Annotated in this window: 25 protein-coding genes; 3 read left to right on the top strand and 22 right to left on the bottom strand. The window is 67.7% G+C overall.

Features of this window, described 5'->3' with window-relative positions:
* The first annotated feature begins 48 nt into the window (after nucleotides 1-48).
* The gene (locus LTI14_RS05935) at nucleotides 49-1,212 is read left to right on the top strand and encodes a glutamate--cysteine ligase (RefSeq protein ID WP_241465360.1); all 1,164 of its coding nucleotides are present in this window, start codon (nucleotides 49-51) and stop codon (nucleotides 1,210-1,212) included.
* A 32-nt stretch (nucleotides 1,213-1,244) separates the two neighbouring features.
* Here the strand turns inward: LTI14_RS05935 and tsaD are convergent, their stop codons facing one another.
* The 8 genes from tsaD to glmS all read right to left on the bottom strand — a co-directional run bounded on the left by tsaD (nucleotide 1,245) and on the right by glmS (nucleotide 9,384).
* Nucleotides 1,245-2,384 (bottom strand): tRNA (adenosine(37)-N6)-threonylcarbamoyltransferase complex transferase subunit TsaD, encoded by a 1,140-nt coding sequence (tsaD, locus tag LTI14_RS05940; RefSeq protein WP_241476048.1) that lies wholly within the window; start codon nucleotides 2,382-2,384, stop codon nucleotides 1,245-1,247.
* Entirely contained in the window at nucleotides 2,381-2,968 is a 588-nt protein-coding gene (rimI, locus tag LTI14_RS05945; protein ID WP_342357727.1) for a ribosomal protein S18-alanine N-acetyltransferase, read from the bottom strand. Before rimI ends, tsaD begins: the two co-directional genes overlap by 4 nt.
* On the bottom strand, nucleotides 2,965-3,705 hold the full coding sequence (tsaB, locus tag LTI14_RS05950) for a tRNA (adenosine(37)-N6)-threonylcarbamoyltransferase complex dimerization subunit type 1 TsaB (protein ID WP_241465362.1): 741 nt from the start codon (nucleotides 3,703-3,705) through the stop codon (nucleotides 2,965-2,967). Before tsaB ends, rimI begins: the two co-directional genes overlap by 4 nt.
* On the bottom strand, nucleotides 3,702-4,313 hold the full coding sequence (tsaE, locus tag LTI14_RS05955; protein WP_241476049.1) for a tRNA (adenosine(37)-N6)-threonylcarbamoyltransferase complex ATPase subunit type 1 TsaE: 612 nt from the start codon (nucleotides 4,311-4,313) through the stop codon (nucleotides 3,702-3,704). The genes tsaB and tsaE overlap by 4 nt, the downstream gene beginning before the upstream one ends.
* Nucleotides 4,310-5,557: an alanine racemase gene (alr, locus tag LTI14_RS05960; protein WP_241465364.1), complete on the bottom strand. Its 1,248-nt coding sequence runs from the start codon at nucleotides 5,555-5,557 to the stop codon at nucleotides 4,310-4,312. The genes tsaE and alr overlap by 4 nt, the downstream gene beginning before the upstream one ends.
* A 43-nt stretch (nucleotides 5,558-5,600) precedes the next feature.
* Entirely contained in the window at nucleotides 5,601-7,085 is a 1,485-nt protein-coding gene (locus tag LTI14_RS05965; protein WP_241476050.1) for an NAD(P)H-hydrate dehydratase, read from the bottom strand.
* 2 nt (nucleotides 7,086-7,087) lie between these two features.
* Complete coding sequence (locus tag LTI14_RS05970) at nucleotides 7,088-7,438, bottom strand: holo-ACP synthase (RefSeq protein ID WP_241465366.1); 351 nt, start codon at nucleotides 7,436-7,438, stop codon at nucleotides 7,088-7,090.
* Between the two features lie 74 nt (nucleotides 7,439-7,512).
* Complete coding sequence (gene glmS, locus LTI14_RS05975; protein ID WP_241476051.1) at nucleotides 7,513-9,384, bottom strand: glutamine--fructose-6-phosphate transaminase (isomerizing); 1,872 nt, start codon at nucleotides 9,382-9,384, stop codon at nucleotides 7,513-7,515.
* 83 nt (nucleotides 9,385-9,467) lie between these two features.
* Between glmS and coaA the strand changes: the two genes are divergently transcribed.
* On the top strand, nucleotides 9,468-10,460 hold the full coding sequence (gene coaA / locus LTI14_RS05980; RefSeq protein WP_255727424.1) for a type I pantothenate kinase: 993 nt from the start codon (nucleotides 9,468-9,470) through the stop codon (nucleotides 10,458-10,460).
* A 53-nt stretch (nucleotides 10,461-10,513) separates the two neighbouring features.
* Nucleotides 10,514-11,461: a M15 family metallopeptidase gene (locus LTI14_RS05985; RefSeq protein ID WP_241476052.1), complete on the top strand. Its 948-nt coding sequence runs from the start codon at nucleotides 10,514-10,516 to the stop codon at nucleotides 11,459-11,461.
* A gap of 180 nt (nucleotides 11,462-11,641) precedes the next feature.
* On the opposite strand, the gene glmM is transcribed toward LTI14_RS05985, so the two are convergent.
* The 14 genes from glmM to secY form a co-directional block, all read right to left on the bottom strand.
* Nucleotides 11,642-12,994: a phosphoglucosamine mutase gene (gene glmM, locus LTI14_RS05990; RefSeq protein WP_241470570.1), complete on the bottom strand. Its 1,353-nt coding sequence runs from the start codon at nucleotides 12,992-12,994 to the stop codon at nucleotides 11,642-11,644.
* A 115-nt stretch (nucleotides 12,995-13,109) separates the two neighbouring features.
* A complete protein-coding gene (gene rpsI, locus LTI14_RS05995; RefSeq protein WP_241465370.1) occupies nucleotides 13,110-13,607 on the bottom strand; it encodes a 30S ribosomal protein S9 in 498 nt (165 codons plus the stop codon).
* Between the two features lie 37 nt (nucleotides 13,608-13,644).
* On the bottom strand, nucleotides 13,645-14,088 hold the full coding sequence (rplM, locus tag LTI14_RS06000) for a 50S ribosomal protein L13 (protein ID WP_241465371.1): 444 nt from the start codon (nucleotides 14,086-14,088) through the stop codon (nucleotides 13,645-13,647).
* Between the two features lie 368 nt (nucleotides 14,089-14,456).
* Nucleotides 14,457-15,920: a sugar porter family MFS transporter gene (locus LTI14_RS06005; RefSeq protein WP_241476053.1), complete on the bottom strand. Its 1,464-nt coding sequence runs from the start codon at nucleotides 15,918-15,920 to the stop codon at nucleotides 14,457-14,459.
* A 229-nt stretch (nucleotides 15,921-16,149) separates the two neighbouring features.
* A complete protein-coding gene (locus LTI14_RS06010) occupies nucleotides 16,150-17,028 on the bottom strand; it encodes a tRNA pseudouridine synthase A (RefSeq protein WP_241465373.1) in 879 nt (292 codons plus the stop codon).
* Between the two features lie 107 nt (nucleotides 17,029-17,135).
* Complete coding sequence (gene rplQ / locus LTI14_RS06015; protein WP_241465374.1) at nucleotides 17,136-17,672, bottom strand: 50S ribosomal protein L17; 537 nt, start codon at nucleotides 17,670-17,672, stop codon at nucleotides 17,136-17,138.
* 77 nt (nucleotides 17,673-17,749) lie between these two features.
* A complete protein-coding gene (locus LTI14_RS06020) occupies nucleotides 17,750-18,766 on the bottom strand; it encodes a DNA-directed RNA polymerase subunit alpha (protein ID WP_241465375.1) in 1,017 nt (338 codons plus the stop codon).
* A 119-nt stretch (nucleotides 18,767-18,885) separates the two neighbouring features.
* Nucleotides 18,886-19,287 carry a 30S ribosomal protein S11 gene (gene rpsK / locus LTI14_RS06025; RefSeq protein WP_036473271.1) on the bottom strand — a complete coding sequence of 134 codons (402 nt, stop codon included), beginning with the start codon at nucleotides 19,285-19,287 and terminating at the stop codon, nucleotides 18,886-18,888.
* Nucleotides 19,288-19,350: 63 nt separating this feature from the next.
* The gene (gene rpsM / locus LTI14_RS06030) at nucleotides 19,351-19,719 is read right to left on the bottom strand and encodes a 30S ribosomal protein S13 (RefSeq protein ID WP_241465376.1); all 369 of its coding nucleotides are present in this window, start codon (nucleotides 19,717-19,719) and stop codon (nucleotides 19,351-19,353) included.
* 214 nt (nucleotides 19,720-19,933) lie between these two features.
* The gene (rpmJ, locus tag LTI14_RS06035) at nucleotides 19,934-20,050 is read right to left on the bottom strand and encodes a 50S ribosomal protein L36 (protein ID WP_036473268.1); all 117 of its coding nucleotides are present in this window, start codon (nucleotides 20,048-20,050) and stop codon (nucleotides 19,934-19,936) included.
* Between the two features lie 62 nt (nucleotides 20,051-20,112).
* Nucleotides 20,113-20,334 (bottom strand): translation initiation factor IF-1, encoded by a 222-nt coding sequence (gene infA, locus LTI14_RS06040; protein WP_036473267.1) that lies wholly within the window; start codon nucleotides 20,332-20,334, stop codon nucleotides 20,113-20,115.
* 253 nt (nucleotides 20,335-20,587) lie between these two features.
* Nucleotides 20,588-21,430 (bottom strand): type I methionyl aminopeptidase, encoded by an 843-nt coding sequence (gene map, locus LTI14_RS06045; RefSeq protein WP_241470674.1) that lies wholly within the window; start codon nucleotides 21,428-21,430, stop codon nucleotides 20,588-20,590.
* Nucleotides 21,427-21,996 carry an adenylate kinase gene (locus tag LTI14_RS06050; protein ID WP_241465377.1) on the bottom strand — a complete coding sequence of 190 codons (570 nt, stop codon included), beginning with the start codon at nucleotides 21,994-21,996 and terminating at the stop codon, nucleotides 21,427-21,429. The genes map and LTI14_RS06050 overlap by 4 nt, the downstream gene beginning before the upstream one ends.
* Nucleotides 21,993-23,300 (bottom strand): preprotein translocase subunit SecY, encoded by a 1,308-nt coding sequence (secY, locus tag LTI14_RS06055; protein ID WP_241465378.1) that lies wholly within the window; start codon nucleotides 23,298-23,300, stop codon nucleotides 21,993-21,995. Before secY ends, LTI14_RS06050 begins: the two co-directional genes overlap by 4 nt.
* Nucleotides 23,301-23,313 lie beyond the last annotated feature (13 nt).

The following is a 23,313-nucleotide window of genomic DNA, read 5'->3' on the forward strand; positions in this document are numbered from 1 at the left end:
TTCTGTGTGGTGATGCGGCCGCCGGCCCTGACACCCTGAGGAGCCAAGTTGGAACTACCCTTCGCTGAATCACGACGTTCCACCCTTGGCCTTGAATGGGAGCTGGCGCTGGTGGATCGACAGTCCGGAGACCTCCGGTCGGTGGCGGACAAGATTCTCAGCGCCTGTCATGAGGACATGCCGGATCTTCGTCCGGAGGACGAGCACCCCTACGTGAAGCAGGAGCTGCTGACCAACACGGTGGAGCTGATCACCGATGTCTGCCCGGATGTGAACACCGGTGTGGACCAGCTGCGCGAGACCGCTCGCAATGTGATGCGCCACTGTGAGCCGCTCGACGTCGAGCTGTACTGCCAGGGCTCCCATCCCTTCGCCGCCCCCACCGAGCAGGAGGTGACGGACAAGGAGCGCTACGCGGAGCTGATCCGGCGCACCCAGTGGTGGGGCCGACAGATGGTGATCTACGGGGTGCATGTGCACGTGGGGCTCGACGACGTGGCCCAGGCGATGCCGGCGGTGAACGCGCTGTGCAACTACAACGCCCACTTCCAGGCCCTGACCGCCTCCTCTCCCTACTGGTCCGGGGAGGACACCGGCTACGCCTCGCAGCGGGCGCTGGTCTTCCAGCAGCTGCCCACCGCGGGCGCGTCCTTCCAGTTCGAGGAATGGTCCGGCTATGAGAAGGCCGTCAGCGACCTGGAGCACACCGGGGTGATCAACGATGTCACCGAGGTGCGCTGGGACGTCCGCGCCGTGCCACGGCTGGGCACCGTGGAGCTGCGGGTCTGCGACGGACTGGCCACGCTGGAGGAGATCGCTGGAGTCGCGGCGCTGACCCAGTGCATCGTGCATTCCACGGTCAAGGACCTGGAGAACGGCGGCAAGGTGGTCTCGATGCCGCCGTGGTTCGTGCAGGAGAACAAGTGGCGCGCCGCGCGCTACGGCCTGGACGCCGAGATCATCCTCAACGCCGACGGCGACGAGATGCTGGTCACCGATCACCTTCAGCAGGAGCTGAACCGGCTCGAACCGGTGGCCAAGGAGCTCGGCTGTGCCGATGAGCTCGCCCTGGTGGAGCAGATGATGCGCGACGGCGCGGGCTACATCCGTCAGCGCCAGGTGGCCGAGACCCACCAGGGGGATCTGCGGCAGGTGGTGCTCGATGCGGCCGCGCGGACCCGGATGTCCATCAATGGGCCGCGGCGGGTCTGACCGCGCGGGCCTGAGCGTTCAGACCGGCTGAATCAGACGCTGATCAGCTGCACCGGCTGGGAGGAGTCTGCCGGGATCTGCAGCGAGGAAGGGGCGACACCGGCGGCGACGAGCTGCGCGCCCAGGGCCGCGACCATGGCGCCGTTGTCCGTGCACAGGCTCACCGGTGGAATCCGCAGCTCGATCCCTGCCTCGGCGCAGCGCTGCGCCAGCAGCTCGCGCAGCCGCTTGTTCGCCGCGACTCCCCCACCCAGCATCAGCGTGGTGATGCCGTGCTCAGCCGCGGCGCGCACGGCCTTGGCCGTGATGACGTCCACCACCGCTTCCTGGAAGCTGGCGGCGATGTCCGCGACCGGGACCGGTCGGCCGGCGGCCTCGAACTGCTCCACCGCGCGGGCCACCGAGGTCTTCAGCCCAGAGAAGGACCAGTTGTGCCGATGCTTCCCCGGCGCCTCGGCGGAGCCTTCGAACTTCGGCATGGTCAGACCGCGCGGGAACCGGAAGGCGCGCGGATCACCGGAGGCTGCGGCGGCGTCGATGGCGGGGCCTCCGGGGTATCCCAACCCCAGCAGCCGTGCGGTCTTGTCGAAGGCCTCACCGGCGGCGTCGTCGATCGTGGATCCCAGCAGCTCGACGTCACTGGTCAGCGAGCCGACCCGCAGGATCTCGGTGTGGCCGCCGGATACCAGCAGCGCTCCGGTGTTCTCCGGCAGCGCTCGCATGCCCCTTCCGGCCGCGGTCGCGGCATGGCCCTGCTGCTCACCAGGCTCGTCGGCGGGGTCGAGCAGGCCGACGCCGACGTGGGCGACGAGGTGGTTGACCCCATAGAGCGGCTTGTCCGCGGCAAGGGCGAGTCCCTTGGCGGCGGAGAGGCCGACCATCAGCGCTCCGGCGAGCCCGGGACCGGCGGTGACCGCGATGGCGTCGACCTCACGCAGCTCGATCCCGGCGGTGTCCAGTGCCTGGCGCAGCGTCGGGATGAAGGCTTCGAGGTGGGCGCGTGCGGCGATCTCCGGGATCACGCCGCCGAAGCGGACGTGTTCCTCCATGGAGGACGAGACGGTGTTCGCCAGCAGCTGGGTCCCGCGAACGATCCCGATGCCGGTCTCGTCGCAGGAGGTCTCGATGCCGAGCACCAGCGGGGCGCCGCGGGCCGAGGAGGTGTTGGTCATGGGGTCGGACTCCTGAGGTCTGCCGCTGAGCTGGGCGCGGTGAGGTCGGTCAACGGCTTCTGCATGATCAGCGCATCTTCGCCGTCGGGGTAGTACTGCGCCCGGGTGTGGATGTGAGTGAAGCCTTCACGCCGGTAGAGCGCCTGCGCCCCGGGGTTGTCGGCGCGGACCTCGAGCAGGATCTGCTCGGCGGACTGCTCCCGAGCGGCAAGGATCAGCAGGCGCAGCAACCGGGTGCCGAGTCCGTGGCCCTGTGCCTCGGGGGCCACCGCCAGGGTCTGAACATCGGCCAGCGGCAGCACGCACATCATGCCGGCATAGCCGGCGAGCCGACCTGCGGCATCCCGGGCCGCCCAATAGCGCCGGGTGGGCTCGGCGCCTCCGGTGGCGGAGGTGTGCCCCAGCTCGTCGTAGAAGAAGCTCTCCGGCCAGGCATCATGCGGGAAGAGCCGGTTCTCCAGGGCGAGCACCTCCGGCACGTCCAGAGCGGTCATCGGGATGACGCCGAATGGCTCGGGCGCAGGGTCAGCCTGGTTCGGTGAATCGGCAGGGTCCGTGGGGATGGGCGGGTTCGTGCCGGTCATGACGCCTGCTTCGCGCGCATCTGGGCGGGCACCTTGGCGTCAGACTCACGCAGGTACAGCGGAAGGGGTTCGCGCAGCACCGCGCTGGCGACGCTGTCGGGCTGGGCCGCCGGGTGCGCCCCAGCTTGGCCCGGGACTCGCCGGTCACGCCCAAGCTCGCGCTGGGCGAGCTGGCCCAGCTCCACCGCATCGGGCAGCCAGTGCGACTCCGGCGCCGCGCGCGGGGTCAGGGCCTCCGGATACAGGCTCGCGCCCACGCCGACAACCGGCAGATCTGGCAGCTCGGTGGCCGCGCTGACCTGGGGCCCGTCGAGCAGCTCGGCGAATCCGTGGGCGTCGGCGCGGTAGCGGGCCCAGTACACCTCGCGACGGCGGGCGTCACTGGCGACGAGGAACTCCCCGGGCACGGCTGAAGGCTCGGCCGGGGAGTTCACGGCGCGCTGCGCCATCGAGTCCAGGCTGCACACCCCATGAAGCGGGACACCCCATACCTCGGCGAGCGAATGCGCCAGCGCGAGTCCGACCCGCAGCCCGGTGAAGGGCCCGGGACCCACTCCGACGACGACGCCGCACAGACCGGCTCCGCTCACCTCGGCCTCGCGCATCGTGTGCGCCACCGCCTCGGCGAGGACCTCAGCATGGGTCGTCGTCTCGGAGGTGCGCCACTGGGCGCGCACGTGGCCGTGGTCGAGCACGGCCACGGAGGCGCCGGCGGAGGAGTCGATCGCGAGAATCACCCCTCCATCGTAGTTCGTCCCAGCTGCGGGGGCCGCGCCCAGTCAGGCCCGTAGCCGCGCAGCACGGCGCGCCGTCGGGATCCCAAGACATCGGCCTCGGTCTCGGAGAAGTCGGTGACGATCTCGGTCTGCTGCCCACCCGCTCGCGGCGAGGACTCGGTGCCCTCACCCCGGATCAGCTCAAGGTCCAGCCAGGAGCCTTCCACCCCGACCAGTGCCGCTTCGACCATCCCGCGGCCCCACTCCACCACGGTCACGGAATCGGTCAGCGTGGAGCTCAGGTCCAGGGATTCCAGGCCGTCGGGGTCGGTGCGATAGGCGTCCACGTGGACCAGGTCCGGCCCGTCGCCCTGCGCTCGGTGGATTCGGCTGAGGATGAAGGTCGGCGAGCTGACCATCCCGCTGACCCCCAGCGCGCCGCCCAGGGCCTGGGTGAAGGTGGTCTTGCCCGCTCCCAGACCTCCGGTGAGCACCAGCAGCACGCCCGGGTTCAACAGGCTGGCGAGATCCTCGGCGAACCCGGCGGTGGCGTGCAGGTCATCCAGGATGACCTCGACGCTCCACCGCTCCCCCTCCAGCGGTGCGGCGGGGTCCTGGCCGTGGCTCATGCCGGACCCCGCGGGGGCGTGGCCGGTGTGGCGGGTGACGCGGCGGCGTGGACCGAACTCGTGGCGCCGCCTGCGGCCGGGGTCAGCTCAGAGTCCACCACGATGCGCGGGACGCGCTCCCCGATCCGGGTGATGATCTCGTAGTTGATGGTTCCGGCGGCGCTGCCCCAGTCAGCCGCCTCGATCCCGGAGTCTCCTCCGAAGATCACCACCTCGTCGCCGACCTGGACGTCGGTGTCCAATTCTCCGAGGTCGACCACGAACTGGTCCATCGCGACCCGGCCCACCGACCGGTAGCGCCTGCCGCTGATCCATACCGGGGCGTGGACGGCCACGCGCGGGATGCCGTCGGCGTAGCCCAGCGGGATCAGGGCCAGGCTGGTGGGGCGGTCCACCCGGTGGGTGAGTCCGTAGCTGATGCCCTGGCCCGCACGCACGCGCTTCACATTGGCGACGGAGGTGCGCAGCTCCATGGCCGGGCGCAGTCCCAGGTCCTCGGCGGTCCGGTCGGCGAAGGGGCTGTGCCCGTAGACGCCGACCCCGACCCGCACCATGTCGAAATGGGCGTCAGGCCGGGAGAACGCGCCGGGGGTGTTCGCCACATGGCGGAGGTCTGGCACGATCCGGTGCTCCTCGGCCAGGGTCAGCGCCTCCCGATACACCTGAAGCTGCTCGTCGGTCTCACGGCGGTCAGGCTCGTCGGCCACGGCGAGGTGGGTGAAGATGCCCTCCACGCTGAGCAGGCCACGCTCCTGGAACTGCGCCGCGAGGCGCAGCAGGTCGGGCCAATCCTCGATGGTGCAGCCGTTGCGGCCCAGCCCGGTGTCGATCTTCAGATGCACGCGGGCCGGCTTCTGCAGGGATTCCGCGGCGCGGGCCACGTGGTGGATCTCCCAGCCCGAGATGCCCAGGTCGATGTGTTCGGTGATGGCCGCCGCGAAGTCCGTCCCGCGGGTGTGCAGCCAGGCAAGGATCGGCGCCTGGATTCCGGCGGCGCGCAGCACCAGCGCCTCGCTGACATGAGCGGTGCCCAGCCAGTCCGCTCCGCCGTCGAGGGCCGCCCGGGCGGCGGTGACCGCCCCGTGCCCGTAGCCCTCGGCCTTCACCGCCACGAGCACCTTGGCCGGATGCACGTAGGAGGCGATGGTGCGCACATTGTGCCTGATCGCGGCGGGGTCGATCACCGCCGCGCGCTCGGCGGCCTCGGGATGGGGGGTGGCGCGGGGGTCGCCGATGATGCTCATGTGACCACCCTATCGAGAGCCACGGACACTTCGGGCGGCGGCGCTACTCGCGCAGCGCGCCGATGAGCGCGCTGGCTCCGAAGTGTCCCCGACCGTGGGGATCCAGGCGCTGCGCGGCGGCGGCGTGCAGCCGGGCGCCCTCGGCTGCGATGCGGGCGAAGTCCAGGTTCTGCGCGCTCGACGCGGTGGCCAGCAGCGCCCCGATGATCCCGGTCAGCACGTCACCGGTGCCTGCGGTGGCCAGCCCGGGAGTCGCGGAGCGCACGATCAGCGGCGCGGCGCCGTCGGGGCCCGCCACCACCGTGCTGGGCCCTTTGAGCAGGACTGTTGCGCCCAGCGCCCGGGCCAGCGCGCGGGTCGCTTCGAGGGTGTCCGGATCCTCGGCGAGCAGGCTCTGCAGGGACTCGTCCTCCAGCACCTCGGCCATTCGTCGCGCCTCGCCGAGGTGCGGGGTCAGGATCAGCTGGGCACCGAGTTCTCCGGCGCTGAGCAGATCACCGCGGAGCAGCTCCAGGCCGGTGGCGTCGAGCACGCAGGGCATCCGCGATTCCACGGTGGCGCGCAGCATGGTCTCGGCCTCCACCTGGCGGGACCGATCACGTCCGAGACCAGGTCCGATGGCGGCGGCGGTGGCACCCTCGATGGCCTTCTCTGCGCGCCCGTGACTCATCACGGCTTCGGGCCAGGACTGCAGCACCGAGGATGAGACGCTGGCTTCGGCCTGCAGCCGCACCATCCCGACGCCTGAAGTGATGGCGGCGCCCACGGTCAGCTCGGCCGCCCCGGGGAACTGTGCGGAGCCGGCCACCACCTGCAGGATCCCGCGGCTGTACTTATGGTCCCCCGGTCGTGGTCGCGGGGCGTTGCGCTCAGGTCCGGTCAGCTCCCAGGCCGCAGGAGTGGGCAGCCGGTCATCCATTCCGATGTCCACGGTGTGGATCTCCCCGCTGAGCAGACCACCCTGACCCAGCAGCAGCCCCACTTTGGCCGCTCCGAAGGTGACGGTGTGCTGGGCCGCCAGGGCGTCACCGGGGCAGCGGCCCGTGTCGGCGTCGACTCCTGAGGGGATGTCACAGGCGACGACGGTGCTGGTGCGCGCCGCGTCGGTCAGCCCGGACACCTCGGGGAGGACGAAGGCGCCGCGGGCTCCGGTGCCCAGGATCGCGTCGATCAGCACCGTCGTGTCTGCAGGGACGTCCTCACGCAGCCGACCGCCGGCGCGGAGAAAGCCCTCCAACGCCTGCGGGTGGGCGCGGTCAGCGAGGAGCACTGCGTGCGCATCGACGCCTCGGGAGCGCAGCTCGGCCAAGGCGTAGAGTCCATCGCCGCCGTTGTTGCCGGCGCCGATGAGACCCACGACCCGCGCCCCATAGATTCCACCGGCGCTGCGGAGCAGCTCCAGCACCTGGCTGGCAAGGCCATAGGCGGCGCGGCGCATCAGGGCCGGACCTTCGCCGGCCTCGACCAGGGGCCTTTCAGCGGCGCGGATCTGGGTGCCGGAATAGAGCGGAAGCGAGGATGCAGTCATGGTCAGCCCTCTGCGACCACCATGGCGGTGGCCACGTCACCGTCGTGGGAGAGCGAGAGGTGCCAGCGCTTGACGCCCTTGGACTCGGCCACCTGCGCCACGGTCCCGGACACCTCGACATGAGGCGCACCCGCGGAGTCCATGACCACCTGGCAGTCCTGCCAGTTCATCCCCGCCGGGGCGCCCAGCGCCTTGGCCACCGCCTCCTTCGCCGCGAAGCGCGCGGCGAGGGAGCGCGTGTTCAGCTCACGCTCGGCCGGGACGAAGAGCCGCTGCCGCAGCGCCGGAGTCCGGCGCAGCTGGTGTTCGAACCTGGTCACCAGGACGACGTCGACGCCGATTCCGACGATCATGTGCTGCTCCTTCTGCGCGGGATCACTCTCTTTCAAAGGGACACACCACCTAGATGGTCACTCCACTTAGATGGTCACTCCACGGTGACCGACTTGGCCAGGTTGCGCGGCTGGTCGACGTCGTAGCCCTTCTCGGCGGCCAGTGCGCAGGCGAAGATCTGCAGCGGGACGGTGGTCAGCAGCGGCATCAGCAGCGGCTGGGTCTCCGGGACGTAGAAGACCGTCTCGGAGTAGTCCACGACGTCGGCGTCGCCGACCTCGGCCACGGTGATCGTCTTGGCGCCGCGGGCGCGGACCTCCTGGATGTTGGAGACCACCTTGGCGTGCAGCGAATCCCGGCCATGCGGGGAAGGGACGACGACGAAGACCGGCTGACCCTCATCGATCAGCGCGATCGGGCCGTGCTTGAGCTCGCCGGCGGCGAAGCCCTCGGCGTGGATGTAGGCGATCTCCTTGAGCTTGAGCGCGCCCTCCATCGCCACCGGGTAGCCGACGTGGCGCCCGAGGAAGAGCACCGAAGGGGCCTGGGCCATCTCGCGGGCGAGCTTGCGGATGTCATCGGCCCCGTCGAGGATCTCCTGGATCTTGGCAGGGATCTTGTGCAGGTCCGCGAGGATGTCCTCGATCTGCCCCTGGAAGAGCTTCCCGCGCAGCTGTGCCATGTAGAGGCCCAGCAGGTAGGAGGCGGTGATCTGGGCCAGGAAGGCCTTGGTGGAGGCCACCGCGATCTCGGGTCCGGCGTGGGTGTAGAGCACCGCGTCCGACTCGCGCGGAATGGTGGATCCGTTGGTGTTGCAGATCGCCAGGGTGCGGGCGCCCTGCTCCTTGGCGTAGCGGACCGCCATCAGGGTGTCCATTGTCTCCCCGGACTGGGAGAGCGAGACGATCAGCGTCGAGTCATCGATGATCGGATCGCGGTAGCGGAACTCGTGGCTGAGCTCCACCTCCACGGGCACGCGCACCCAGTGTTCGATGGCGTACTTGGCGACCATGCCGGCGTAGGCGGAGGTGCCGCAGGCCAGCACGATGATCTTGCCTATGTCCTTGAGCTCTCCGGGGTCGATGCGCAGCTCGTCGAGCACCAGGCGGCCCGAGGCGTCGGTGCGCCCCAGCAGGGTGTCCTCCACGGCCTTGGGCTGATCGTGGATCTCCTTCTCCATGAAGGTGCCGTAGCCGCCCTTCTCGGCGGCGGCGGCGTCCCAGTTCACCGAGAAGCGCTTGCCCTCGGCGGGGGTGCCGTCGAAGTTGATGATGGCCACGTCGTCGGTGGTGATGGTCACGACCTGGTCCTGCTCCAGCTCCACGGCCTCACGGGTGAAGTCGATGAATCCGGAGACGTCGGAGCCGAGGAAGTTCTCCCCCTCGCCCAGGCCCACCACCAGTGGTGAGTTGCGGCGTGAGGCGACCACACGGTCGGGCTGGTCGGCGTGGACGGCGAGCAGCGTGAACGCGCCTTCCAGCTCGCTGGCCGCGAGACGCATCGCCTCGGTCAGGTCACCCGCGGCGGAGCCGGCGAAGTACTGGCCGATCAGCTTCGCGGCCACCTCGGTGTCGGTCTGCGAGCTGAACTCCTCGCCGGTGGCGACGAGCTTGGCCTTGAGCTGCGCGAAGTTCTCGATGATGCCGTTGTGGATGACGGCGAGCTTGCCCTCGTCGGCCAGGTGCGGGTGCGCGTTCTGGTCCGTGGGCGCCCCGTGGGTGGCCCAGCGGGTGTGACCGATGCCCACCGAGGCCTCAGCCATCGGGTCCGCCTCGATCTCGGCGAGGAGGTTGGCGAGCTTGCCGGACTTCTTCCTCGTCGAGACGCTTCCGCCGGTCACGGTCGCCACGCCCGCGGAATCATATCCGCGGTACTCCAGGCGACGGAGTCCTTCTAGGAGCACGTCGAGGGCTGAGTGCTGACTGGTCTTCTCGGGCAGGCCTATATAGCCGACGATTCCACACATGAGGGATAGCGTATCGTGTCAACGTGTCTGAGCGCCCATCCGAAGATCCTCATCCGCGCACCTCTGCGGGTCCGCTTCCCGCCCTGGTGGCGGGCACCGCGCCCTGGGCGGGGTCCCCGTTCAAGCCCGATCAGCCGAACACCTCCCACTCCCCCTTCGCGGAGCTGGACCGCCAGGCCTGGGCCCGGTTGGCCGACACCATCGAACAGCCGCTGAACCAGGACGACGTCGACCGGCTGCGCGGCATCGGCGAACATCTCTCGCTCAATGAGGTCGAGCAGATCTACCTGCCGCTGAGCCGGCTGCTCTCGATCTATGTGGAGTCCGCCGCGCAGCTGCGCTCCGCGGCCAATGAGTTCCTCGGCGAGCAGACCCTGCGCACCCCGTTCGTCATCGGTGTGGCCGGATCCGTGGCGGTGGGCAAGTCCACGACCGCCCGGGTGCTCCAGGAGATGCTTCGCCGCTGGCCGTCGACCCCGCGGGTGGAGCTGGTCACCACCGATGGCTTCCTCTACCCCAACGCCGAGCTGCAGCGTCGCGGCCTGATGGACCGCAAGGGCTTCCCGGAGGCCTATGACCGCCGGGCGCTGCTGCGGATGGTCTCCGAGGTGAAGTCGGGCAAGCCCGAGGTGCGCGCCCCCTGGTACTCGCACCTGGTCTATGACATCGTCCCGGACCGTGAAGTGGTGATCCGTCAGCCCGATGTGCTCATCGTGGAGGGGCTCAATGTGCTGCAGCCGGCGCGGGTGCGCGAGGACGGCACCACCGGCCTGGCGCTCAGCGACTTCTTCGACTTCTCCATCTATGTCGATGCCAAGCCCAAGCACATCGAGCAGTGGTACGTGGACCGGTTCATGCGCTGGCGCGACGGAGCCTTCGCGGACCCGCAGAGCTACTTCCACCAGTACTCCTTCCTCGACGACGAGCAGGCGCAGGCTCGCGCCTCCGAGATCTGGAACCGGATCAACGGCCCGAACCTGCGCGCGAACATCGCCCCGACCCGCTCCCGGGCGCGGCTCGTGATGGCCAAGGGCGAGGACCATTCCGTCTCCCGCGTCCTGCTGCGCAAGGTCTGAGTCCGTGAAGCTGGTTCTGCCCCGCTGCGCCCCTCCGCGTCCCGGGGTGCTCTATGTCTGAGGCACAGCTGACCCCGGACGGTCGTCGCCAGTGGCCGGAGCAGCAGGCCCGGCGCGCCCGGGTCTACCGCCGACGTCGGGTGCTCGTGGCTGCCCTGACCATCGGTGCGCTGCTGCTGGCGGGGTACTTCCTGCCCCGCGCATGGGATGCGGTCCGCGCGGGCCTCACCGGGGACCAGACGCTCTCCGAGGTGCGCGGTGATCAGCTCCCCGAGGCGGAGGACCCGGCACCGGGGGCGGAGTCCAGCGCTGAGCCGGACTCCGGCGCCGAGGCTGACGCCGAGCCCAGTCCTGAACCCACCCCTGTGCGCGCCAGCGATCCCTCCTGGGACCCGGACTCCATCCACGTGCTGGTGAACCCGCAGAACTCCTTGGACCCCGAGGACCACGCCCCTTCAGACCTGGAGGCTCCGGACGTGCGGATGACCACCGAGAATCAGCTGCTGCTGCGCCGACCCGCCGCTGAGGCGCTCGCCCAGCTGATAGACGCCGCAGCCCAGGACGGTCAGGTCCTGGCGATGACCAGCGGGTACCGCTCCTATGCGGCACAGCTTGAGCTGTATGCGAACCGACATTCGGCGGTCGGCACCGAGGAGACCGATGAGCTGGTGGCCCGCCCGGGCTATTCGGAGCATCAGACAGGTCTCGCGGCAGATGTGATCAGCATCGACAATCCCGACTGCATCCAGGGGCACTGCTTCGCCGATACGCCTGAGGGGCAATGGGTGGCGGAGCACGCCGCGGACCATGGCTTCGTGATCCGGTATCCGGAAGGCGCCGAGGAGATCACCGGTTACGAGTTCGAACCCTGGCATCTGCGCTACGTCGGGCAGGACACGGCAGGTGAGGTCGCCGCGCAGGGCCTCACCCTGGAGGAGTACTGGGACCAGCCGGCAGCGGCGGAGTACGACGTCGCGGAGCCAGACCTGTCTGCACCCTGAGGCCCGCGGTGAATCTCCTGATCGGCACCCGGCGCTGGGCACAGGCGAGGACCCCCAGTGTTGAGGGGCGGATTCTCGGCTCATCCGAGGGCCGTCCAGGCCTGAGATGTTCGGAGAGTCCGCCGCTCGACGCGCTGGGTGGGGTGCGGCCGGTTCAGCGAGCCGGCTCAGCGAGCCGGCTCAGAGGGCCAGTTCGGCCTTCACGACGTCGGCCAGCGCCTCGGACTCCGCCCGGGCGAGATCCGCGGTCGGTGCCTCCACCATGACCCGTACCACCGGTTCGGTGCCGGAGGGGCGCAGCAGCACTCGGCCGGTGGCTCCCAGACGGGCCTCCACCTGCGCGACGGCCTCCTGGACCGGCTGATGCGTCTTGACCCGGGTCCGATCCACGCCCTTGACGTTGATCAGCACCTGCGGGAGCCGCGTCATCGCCTCCGCGGCCAGGGTCCGGACCGATCTCCCGGTGGCGGCGACCCGGGCCGCTAGCTGCAGCCCGGTGAGCAGACCGTCACCGGTGGTGGCGTAGTCCGCGAAGATCAGATGCCCCGACTGCTCGCCACCGAGGTTGTAGCCGGCTCCGCGCATCGCGGCGAGCACATAGCGATCCCCGACTGCGGTCTCCACGAGTCTGACCCCGGCCGCCTCCATGCCGAGCTTCAGACCGAGGTTGGACATCACGGTGACCACCAGAGTGTCATCCACCAGGGTCCCGGCCTCCTTCTGCGCGATGGCCAGGATGCCCATGATCTGGTCACCGTCGATGATCTCTCCGGTGTGGTCGACCGCGAGGCAGCGGTCGGCGTCGCCGTCGTGGGCGATGCCCAGGTCGGCGCGGTGTTCACGCACAGTGTCCTGCAGCGGACCCAGATGGGTGGAGCCGTAGCCCTCGTTGATGTTCAGCCCATCGGGCTCGGCTCCGATGACGATCACCTCGGCCCCGGCGTCGGTGAAGGCCTGGGGTGAGACGCCGGCGGCGGCGCCGTGGGCGCAGTCGAGCACGATCTTGAGCCCCTTGAGGCTGATGCCGTTCAGGGATCGCAGCAGGTGCACCAGGTAGCGGTCCTCGGCGTCGGCGAACCGGCTGACCCGCCCGACGTCGGCCCCGGTGGGCCGCGGGGGCGTCCGCCCCATCTCGGTCTCGATCGCGTCCTCGGCGGCGTCGTCGAGCTTGTGCCCGCCGCGGGCCAGGAACTTGATCCCGTTGTCCGGGGCGGGGTTGTGCGAGGCGGAGATCATCACGCCGAAGTCTGCATTGATGTCAGCGACCAGGAAGGCGGCGGCAGGGGTGGGCAGCACGCCGGCGTCGAAGACGTCGACCCCGCTGCTGGCGATGCCGGCCTGCACCGCGGCGGAGATGAACTCCCCTGAGATGCGCGGATCCCGCGCCACGACTGCGGTGGGTCGGGTGCCGGGGGTCACCTGCCGGTGGCCGAGGATGGTCGCTGCTGACTGGGAGAGGGTGAGGGCGAGTTCAGCGGTGAGCAGCTCGTTGGCCACACCGCGCACGCCGTCAGTGCCGAAAAGTCTTGCCATGATGACGGTCAGTCTACTGGGCGGATCCCCCACATACGCGAAGAACCCCGCCGGAGAGTCTCCGGCGGGGTTCTTCGAGCAGCTGGGGATCAACACTGGGACCAGTGCTGAAGGATCAGCGCTTGGAGTACTGCGGTGCCTTGCGGGCCTTCTTCAGACCGGCCTTCTTGCGCTCCACCGCACGGGCGTCGCGAGTCAGGAATCCAGCCTTCTTCAGTGCCGCGCGGTTGTGATCGCGGTCGATCTCGTTGAGTGCACGGGAGATGCCGAGCCGCAGGGCGCCGGACTGGCCCGAGGGGCCGCCGCCGTCGATGCGAGCAATGACGTCGTAGGCGCCCTTGAGGCCCAGCAGGGTGAAGGGATCATTCACTTCCTGCTGGTGCAGCTTGTTGGGGAAGTACTCCTCCAGGCTGCGACCGTTGAGGGTCCAGGTGCCGGTGCCCGGGGTGATGCGGACGCGAGCACGTGCGCGCTTGCGTCGACCAATGGCGGCTCCGCCGACGGTCAACGGTGCACGCTCGGACTCGCCGGCGGTCTCCTCGGTGGGGGTTGATTCCGAGGTGTAGCTTGAGAGCTCCTCGGTTTCGGTGAGCTCTTCAGTGTTCTGAGCCACGATTCTCCTTGAAAATTCTAGTGTCGGGTGGCCAGGACTACTGAGTGACCTGGGAGATGTCGAACGGCTTCGGCTGCTGGGCGACATGCGGGTGCTCTGCACCTGCATAGACGCGCAGCTTCTTCAGCTGGGCCGTTCCGAGCTTGTTATGTGGCAACATGCCCTTGACCGCCTGGTACGCAGCGCGGGTGGGGTAGCGCGAGACCATCTCGTTGAAGGTCAGCGACTTGATGCCGCCGGGAAAGCCGGAGTGGCGCCAGTAGCGCTTCTTCTCGGCCTTGTCGCCGGTCATGGCGACCTTCTCGGCGTTGATGATGATGACGAAGTCGCCCATGTCCTGGTGTGGGACGAAGGTCGGCTTGTGCTTGCCGCGCAGCAGCGCAGCAGTCTGTGAGGCGAGACGGCCCAGCACGACGTCAGTCGCGTCGATGACGTGCCACTGGGCGTCGGCGTCGCCAGGCTTCGGGGTGTACGTACGCACGTTGGTATGCCTTCGGTCGATGTTCTACGGTTCAGCGCACTGGACTCTCTGGTGTGTGAGAGGCACCGAGTGTCAGTGACTGTTTCTTCGCGAGTGCGACGTCCGGATTCCCAGGTGAGGACTGGGAAGAGACCGGGCCCGTGGGTTCCCCTGCAGTCCGCGGAGGCTGACGACCATGCAACTGAGCCGCCTCGACACGGACCCACGCAGGGGTGGACACGCACAACAACCAACAACTATACAGAGCACCCCCGCCTTTGAGCAAAGTCACGCTCCAGGACCCCTGCCGGTGACCTGTTCTCCGGGCGGGGACGCGGCTGATCCTGCTGTGTTCCCAGCGCTGGATCGGCTGGGTCCTCAGGGCCGCCTCATCGGGTCTTCGCGGCGCGAGGAGCCTTCGCGTAGGCGGTGTCTGACATGTCTTCAAGCTCGCGCCCGTTGGTCTCCGGGACCCATTTGAGCACGAAGAACATCGAGAGCAGCGCCGAGGCCGCGTAGAAGCCGTAGGCGAAGACCAGCGAGAACGCGGCCATCTCGGGGAAGAGCATCGAGATCAGGAAGTTCGCCGCCCAGTTTGCGGAGGCGGTGACGCCCAGGGCCACCGCGCGGATCCGGTTGGGGAACATCTCCCCCAGCAGGACCCACATGAACGGTCCCCAGGTGGCGCCGAAGAAGAGCACGAAGACATTCGCGGAGACCAGCGCGACCATGCCCCAGGCACCCGGCAGGGAGACCAGCTCCTCGCCGTCGGCGCCCACGGTGACCACCGCCTGGCTGAACGCCACGGCCATCATGCCCAGTCCCGCCGCCATGCCGGCTGAGCCGACGGCGAGCGGGATGCGGCGACCCACCCTGTCCACGATGATGATGCCGATGACGGTGGCCACGATGTTCACGCTGGTGGTGATGATCTGGACCAGGAACGCCTGGTCCTCGGCGATCCCCACGGCCTGCCACAGGGTGTTGGAGTAGTAGAAGATGACGTTGATGCCGACGAACTGCTGGAAGACCGCGAGGCCCAGACCCACCCAGACGATGGGCGTGAGCCTGCCGCTGACGATGAGGTCGCGGAACTTCTGCCTCGCCTCCAGGTTGATGGTCTCGCGGACCTCTTTGATCTTCTGCGCGATCGCAGACTCACCCTGGATGCCGACGATCTCCTCGAGCACCTTGGCCGCCTGCTTCTCGCGACCGCGGGAGACCAGGTAGCGCGGCGATTCGGGGATCGAGGAGGCCAGCAGGCCGTAGAGCAGCGCCGGTCCTGCCTCCAGCAGGAACATCCAGCGCCAGGCCTCCAGACCGAACCACAGCTCCTCGGCCGCACCGTCGGCGACGTTGGCGATGAAGGCGTTGGAGGAGGCAGCCATGAAGATGCCGACCACGATCGCGAGCTGCCAGGTCGAGCCGAGGCGTCCACGCAGGTGCGTCGGGGCGACCTCGGCGATGTAGGCCGGGGCGATCACCGAGGCCATGCCGACGCCGATGCCGCCGAGCACCCGCCAGAGCACCAGGTCGACGGCGCCGAACGCCAGGCCGGAGCCGATCGCGGAGACGAAGAACAGTGCGGCGGCGACCATCATGGCGCGCTGGCGGCCGATGCGGTCAGAGAGGCTGCCGCCGGCCCAGGCGCCGATCATGCAGCCCAGCAGGGCCGAGGAGACGGTGAAGCCGACAGCGATGTCTGAGAGGTCGAACTGGGCCTGAATGGGACCGACGGCCCCATTGATCACCGCCGTGTCGAAGCCGAAGAGGAAGCCGCCGAACGCGGCGACCAGGACGACCCAGGCGACGCCGCCGATGCCGGAGTCCTGCGAGCGAGAGGTGATGCTCATCAGTGGTTGGTTCCTTTGCAGGTCAGGGATGAGGGCCTTCGTCGGTGAAGGCGAGCCCGAACGATTATGGTCCTCGATCGTGAACCTCGCGACTCCCGCGACCCCGGTTGACGCTGCCTCAGAAGCGGTGACGCGAGTGTCCTGCCCAGCACTGACAGGGCACTCCAGCCGGACTGACCTGTCCGGGGCGGCGGTCTGCTGTGACTGATATCACAGCAGGTCCCGACTCTCAGCCCTGCTCAGCAGGCTGCCGGAGCGCTCGGGTCTGTTCCGCGCGGCGGCCCAGCTGCTCGTCTGCCGGGTATTGGACGGACTCCAGCACCAGGCCGCCGGGCGGGGCCAGACGGACCCGCTGGTCCCAGACCGGCTCGGCGAGCCGGCTCATCAGCCAGCCGGGGGCCCGGCGCCCCTCCCCCACGTCCAGGCAGGCCCCCATCAGGGCGCGCACCATGTGGTGGCAGAAGGCGTCGGCGGTGAGCGCGGCGAGGATCACGCCGTCGGCGTCCCGGTGGATGCTGAAGTCATGCAGCTCCCGGATGGTGGTGCTGCGCTCCCGGGGCCGGCAGAAGCTGCCATAGTCCTGCAGTCCGGCCACGGAGGCGGCCTCGAGCCTCATCAGCTCAGCGTTCAGGGGCACCCGGTGCCACGCCGTGTCCAGGCGACGCAGCGGGTCGCGGTGGGAGGCGGCGTCGGCGATGCGGTAGCGGTAGGTGCGGCTCAGCGCGGAGAACCTCGCGTCGAAGTCCTGCGACACGATGGCAGCGGCGAAGACGACGACGGCGCCGCGCTCACCGTGCAGAACCCCGGTCAGGCGGCGCACGAGCGCCTCCTCCGGGGTGATCCCTCGGTCTCGACCCAGATTTGCATACTCGGCCAAGCTCAGGTCGAGGTGGACCACCTGCCCCCGGGCATGGACTCCGGCGTCGGTGCGTCCGGCCACGATAAGCGGCACCTCGCGGCGCAGGAGGGTGGCCAGGCCCTCACGCAGGGCTCCCTCCACGGTGCGAAGCCCAGGCTGGACGGCCCACCCGTGGAACGCGCTTCCGTCATAGGCCAGGTCCAGACGCACCCGCAGGGTCAGGCACTGCGGGTCTTCGCGGATGTTCATGCGTTGCCCCCTGTACGTGCAGAGTTCGATGCGGGCTCAGCTGCAGACACGTCAGGCGCCCGCGATCGCTGAGATCGGGGGCGCCTGACGAATGCGTGCTGAAGGGTCTACTTCTGACCCTCGGCCTCGGTGGACTCCGACGCAGCGGACTCCGACTCGGTGGCCGCAGCCTCGGTGGACTCGACCTCGGTGGTCTCCTCCTGCGCCGGCTGCTGGGCGGGGGTCGCGGTGGCCTGTTCGGCCTCCCTGACCACTGCCTGCTTCGGCGAGACGGGCTCCATGACGAGCTCGATGACAGCCATCGGAGCGTTGTCGCCCTTGCGGTTGCCGATCTTCACGATGCGGGTGTAGCCGCCTTCGCGCTCGGCCATGGCCGGGGCGATCACGGTGAACAGCTCGTGGACGATGGCCTGGTTGGTCGCGCTGTTGGCGCTGATCTTGCCGACCACGCGACGGCGAGCAGCGATGTCGCCCTGCTTCGCCATCGTGATCAGACGCTCGGCGTAGGGGCGGAGGCGCTTGGCCTTGGTCAGCGTGGTGGTGATCGCGCGGTGCTCGAACAGGTTGGCGGAAAGGTTCGCCAACATCATCTTCTCGTGCGACGGGCTGCCGCCCAGGCGCGGACCCTTGGTGGGGGTAGGCATGGTCTGGTTCTCCTTGAGTGGTGCGCAGTCAGTTCAGTTGAACGTCAGCGCGAATAGTTGTCGTGGGCCGCAGTTCTCTAGAACCGCTGCTGCTCTTCTTCGACGTAGTCCTCGTCGCCAGCTTCCTGGAAGCGAGCCGCGGTCGGGTCGAAGCCTGCCGGGGAGTCCTTGAGGCTCAGACCAAGCTCGACGAGCTTGTCCTTGACCTCGTCGATGGACTTGGCACCGAAGTTCCGGATGTCCATCAGATCGGCCTCTGAACGTGCCACGAGCTCACCCACGCTGTGGATGCCCTCGCGCTTGAGGCAGTTGTAGGAGCGCACCGTCAGTTCCAGGTCCTCGATGGGCAGAGCCATGTCGGCAGCCAGCGCGGCGTCGGTCGGCGAAGGGCCGATCTCGATGCCCTCGGCTGCGACATTGAGCTCGCGAGCCAGCGAGAAGAGCTCGACCAGGGTGGTGCCTGCCGATGCCAGGGCATCGCGGGGCTCCATGGACGACTTGGTCTCCACGTCGACGGTGAGCTTGTCGAAGTCGGTGCGCTGCTCCACACGAGTCGCCTCGACCTTGAAGGAGACCTTCAGGACCGGGGAGTAGATGGAGTCAACCGGGATCCGGCCGATCTCTGCGTCGGCCATCTTGTTCTGTGCCGCCGAGACGTAGCCGCGGCCGCGTTCGACGGTCAGCTCCATGTCGAGCTTGCCGTGCTCGTTCAGCGTGGCGAGGTGGAGGTCCGGGTTGTGGAACTCCACGCCTGCCGGCGGAGTGATGTCCGCCGCGGTGACGGGACCGGGGCCCTCCTTGCGGAGGTATGCGACGACGGGCTCATCATGCTCGGAAGAGACGGAGAGTCGCTTCACGTTGAGGATGAGCTCGGTGACGTCTTCCTTGGTGCCGGCGATGGTGGTGAACTCGTGGAGCACACCATCGATCCGAACGCTGGTGACGGCCGCACCGGGGATGGAGGAGAGCAGGGTGCGACGCATGGAGTTGCCCAGGGTATAGCCGAAGCCGGGCTCGAGGGGCTCGATGACGAAGCGGGAGCGATTGTCGGCGACAACTTCTTCGGTCAGCGTGGGGCGCTGTGCAATGAGCACTGATTGTTCCTTTCAGAGTGCGTCCGCTATTTGACGCATTCTCACTGAGTAATGATGCTCGGCCTGCCCCCGGCGTTGCGGCCGGGGGCAGACTCTAATGTCTTGTTAAAGAAGTTTGCTCAGACGCGACGGCGCTTGGGCGGGCGGCAACCGTTGTGCGCGCTCGGGGTGACGTCCGAGATGGAGCCGACCTCCAGGCCTGCGGCCTGGAGCGAGCGGATCGCGGTTTCGCGTCCCGAACCGGGTCCCTTGACGAAGACCTCGACCTTTTTCATCCCGTGCTCCTGTGCGCGCTTCGCGGCCTGCTCGGCGGCGAGCTGCGCGGCGAAAGGAGTCGACTTGCGTGAACCCTTGAATCCAACTTCACCTGAGGACGCCCAGGACACCACTGCGCCCTGGGGATCGGTGATGGAGACGATGGTGTTGTTGAAGGTCGACTTGATGTGAGCCTGACCCTGGGTGATGTTCTTGCTGACTTTGCGGCGCGGCTTGCGTGCCGCTGCGCGTGACTTTGGTGGCATTTCTTCTCCGTGACTGAGTTCTTCGGATCAACTGCTGACTCGGTGTGAGCCTGCGCTGCTGAACTACTTCTTCTTACCTGCGACGGTCTTCTTCGAGCCCTTGCGGGTACGAGCGTTGGTCTTGGTGCGCTGACCGCGGACCGGAAGGCCGCGACGGTGGCGGATACCTTCGTAAGAGCCGATCTCCACCTTGCGGCGAATGTCAGCAGCGACCTCACGACGAAGGTCACCCTCGACGGTGAGATTGCTCTCGATGTAGTCACGCAGAGAGATCAGCTGATCGTCAGTCAGATCCTTCACGCGGGTACCTGCTTCGATACCGATTGCTTCAACGGCTGCTTCGGCGCTGGTGCGCCCAACGCCGTAGATATAAGTGAGTGCGATCACCGTGCGCTTTTCGCGCGGGATGTCTACACCTGCCAGACGTGCCACAGTGGCAGTCCTCCTTGTTCTCTTCCGAAGGTCTCAAGCAGTGCAATTCCCTCTGGGACCTGAACGGTCCGACATCGGAGGTGATGTCATCAGCGGGTCCCCGGCCTTCGGAAACCGGGGGTGTGCTCGTCCAGCTCAGTGACGGGCTGCACTGCATATGATGTGAGCTGTCCAGCGCGGGTGCGCCCTCACTTACGTGATGTAAGTGAAGGACTCAGCCCTGGCGCTGCTTGTGGCGTGGGTTCGACTTGCAGATCACACGGATCACGCCGCTGCGGCGGATGACTTTGCAGTCAGTGCAGATCTGCTTCACGCTCGGCTGAACCTTCATGGGTTCTCCTCTTATTCGGTCGCGTGCGACAGTTTTTTACGTTGACCGACGCGTTCGGCTACTCACTTGTAGCGGTAGACGATGCGCCCACGGTTGAGGTCATACGGGCTCATCTCCACCACTACGCGGTCCTCGGGGAGGATGCGAATGTAGTGCTGGCGCATCTTGCCCGAAATGGTCGCGAGGACGACGTGCTCGTTCTCCAGACGCACGCGGAACATTGCATTCGGCAGGGCTTCAGAAACCCGGCCCTCTACTTCGATGACGCCTTCTTTTTTACCCATATGCTCCACATACCGTTCGCGACCCCGAGCCCTCCGAAGCCCACACTGCGGCGCAGTGCAGTTCCAGATGACCGAGGGGTCTGATTCGATTGCTGCGGCGCCTCTGCATCATGCATGCCGGCACAGTATGCAGGCATGCAGAACGAGAGAGACAACCAGCAGTACAGCCTACAGGACGGTTCCGCCCTGGACAACTTCAGTTCAGAGAGGGCGACGACTCATCTGACGTCGCCGCGCCGACTCTGCTCGGGCGCTAAGGAAGCGGCACCGGTGTCACGCCCAACGGCGCGAGCGCCGCGGCCCCGCCGTCTGCGGCGGTCAGCACCCAGATCCCGTCCTCATGACGTGCCACCGAGTGCTCCCACTGGCTTGCGCGGGAGCGATCGCTGGTGACCACCGTCCAGTCATCGTCGAGCACCTCGGTCTCGATGCCGCCGCGGGTGAGCATCGGCTCGATGGCCAGCGCCATGCCGGGGCGGATCTTGGCGCCCTTCATGCCGGTGGAGTAGTTGAACACATCCGGGGGCATGTGCATCTGCGATCCGATGCCGTGGCCCACGTAGTCCTCCAGGATCCCGAGCTTCCTGCCGGGCTGGGCCGAGACGTAGTCCTCGATCGCCTCGCCGATCTCGCCGGTGCTCTTGGCGGTCGCGAATGCCGCAATCCCCCGCCACATGGCCGCCTCCGTGATCGCCGAGAGCCGTTCGTCCTCAGGGTCCGCGGTGCCGTCCTGGGAGGACCCCAGGATCCGGGTGCGGGCCGAGTCGGAGTGCCAGCCTTCGATGATGCAGCCGCCGTCGATCTTGAGCACGTCCCCGGGCTGCAGGACCCGCTCCCCCGGTATCCCGTGGACGACCTCTTCGTTGACCGAGGCACAGATGTAGCCGGGGAACCCGTGGTAGTTCAAGAAGTTGGGCTTCGCGCCGCGGGCGGTGATGACCTCGGCGAACACGTCGTTGAGCTCCCCGGTGGTCACGCCCGGCACGGCCGTCGCCAGCGTGGCCTCCAGGGCCTCGTTGAGGATCGCGCCCGCCGCGGCCATATGACGCAGCTGCTGCTCCGACTTCAGCTCGATCCGGCTGCGCGAGAACATCAGGACTTCAGTGCTTCCATGATGCGTGAGTTGACCTCGTCCATGGGGCCCAGCCCGTCGACGCGGCGCACGAGCCCGCGGGAGTCATATTCAGCGATCATCGGCGCGGTCTCGGATTCGAAGATCTCCAGCCGACGGCGGATGGCGCCCTCGTCGGCGTCGTCCTCCCGGCCTTCGATCTCTGCGCGCTTCTTCAGCCGAGTGATCAGCTCCTCGCGGTCAGCCGTGAGCTCCAGCACCACATCGAGGCTCACATCCAGACGCGAGAGCATCTCATCGAGCGCGGCGACCTGCGTCCGGTTTCGCGGGTAGCCATCGAGCAGGAATCCGTTCTCCGCATCCTTCCAGGTGAGTCGATCTTCGACCATCCGGTTGGTGACCGAGTCCGGGACGAGGTCGCCGGCGTCGACATAGCCCTGCGCCTCGCGTCCGAGCTCGGTCTGCTCCTTGATGTTCACCCGAAAGATGTCACCGGTGGAGATGGCGACGATGCCAAGGTCCTCGGAGATCCGCTTCGACTGGGTTCCCTTGCCTGAACCGGCCGGTCCAACTATCAACATGCGCGTCATCGCAGCAACCCTTCATAGTTTCGTTGTTCCATCTGTGCGTTGATCTGTTTGACCGTGGTCAGCCCGACGCCGACCATGATGAGGATCGAGGTGCCGCCGAACGGGAAGTTCTGGTTCGCCCCGATCAGGACGAAGGCGATCAGCGGGATCAGCGCGATCAGGCCCAGGTAGAGCGCGCCGGGGAAGGTGATCCGGGAGATCACGTAGGCGAGATAGCTCTCGGTGGGCTTGCCCGCGCGGATTCCGGGGATGAACCCACCGAACTTGCGCATGTTCTCGGCGACCTCGTTCGGGTTGAACGTGATGGTCACGTAGAAGTAGGTGAAGAAGATGGTCATCATGAAGAACGCGGCCATGTAGAGCGGGTGCGTTCCGCCCACGAAGTACGTCTGGATGAACTGGATGAAGGCCGAGGGCTCCTCACCGGGACCGGGCTGGTTGAACTGGGCCAGCACCGAGGGGAGCATCAGGACCGAGGAGGCGAAGATGACCGGGATGACGCCGGCCATGTTGACCTTGATCGGGATGTAGGTGGAGGTCCCGCCGACCGTGCGGCGGCCCACCTGGCGCTTGGCGTACTGGACCGGCACGCGACGCTGGGACTGCTCCACGAAGACCACGGCGGCGATGGTGACCAGACCGATGAGCATCACCATGCCGAAGGTCCGCCAGCCCTGGGTGGTCCAGATCTCGCCCATGGCGCCGGGGAACCCGGCGGCGATGGAGACGAAGATCAGGATGGACATGCCGTTGCCGACGCCGCGCTCGGTGATCTGCTCGCCGAGCCACATGATCAGCGCGACACCGGTGACCATGGCCAGGATCATCAGCAGCACGACCGGAAGCACGTCGTTGGTGATGATCGGGATGTCGCAGCCCAGCAGCGCACCGGTGCGGGCCATGGAGACCAGGGTGGTGGCGTTGAGCAGGGCCAGCGCGATGGTGAGGTAGCGCGTGTACTGGGTCAGCTTGGACTGCCCCTGCGCACCCTCCCGCTGGAGGTTCTCGAACCGCGGGATGACCACGCGCAGCAGCTGCACGATGATGGCCGCGGTGATGTAGGGCATGATCCCGAGCGCGAAGATGGACACCTGGAGCATGGCCCCGCCGGAGAACATGTTCACGAAGGAATAGAGGCCGCCCTCAGTGGTCCCCAGTGCCAGACATTGCTGCACTGCTGAGTAGTCCACCCCGGGTGCCGGGATGAATGCGCCGATGCGGTAGATCGCGATGATCGCGATGGTGAACCAGATCTTTCGACGCAGGTCGGGTGTCTTGAACACCCTTGCGATCGCGCTGAACAAGCGGCCTCCTGAT

The organism is Nesterenkonia sp. YGD6, assembly GCF_022565895.1.
In the GTDB taxonomy this organism is placed as follows: Bacteria; Actinomycetota; Actinomycetes; order Actinomycetales; family Micrococcaceae; genus Nesterenkonia.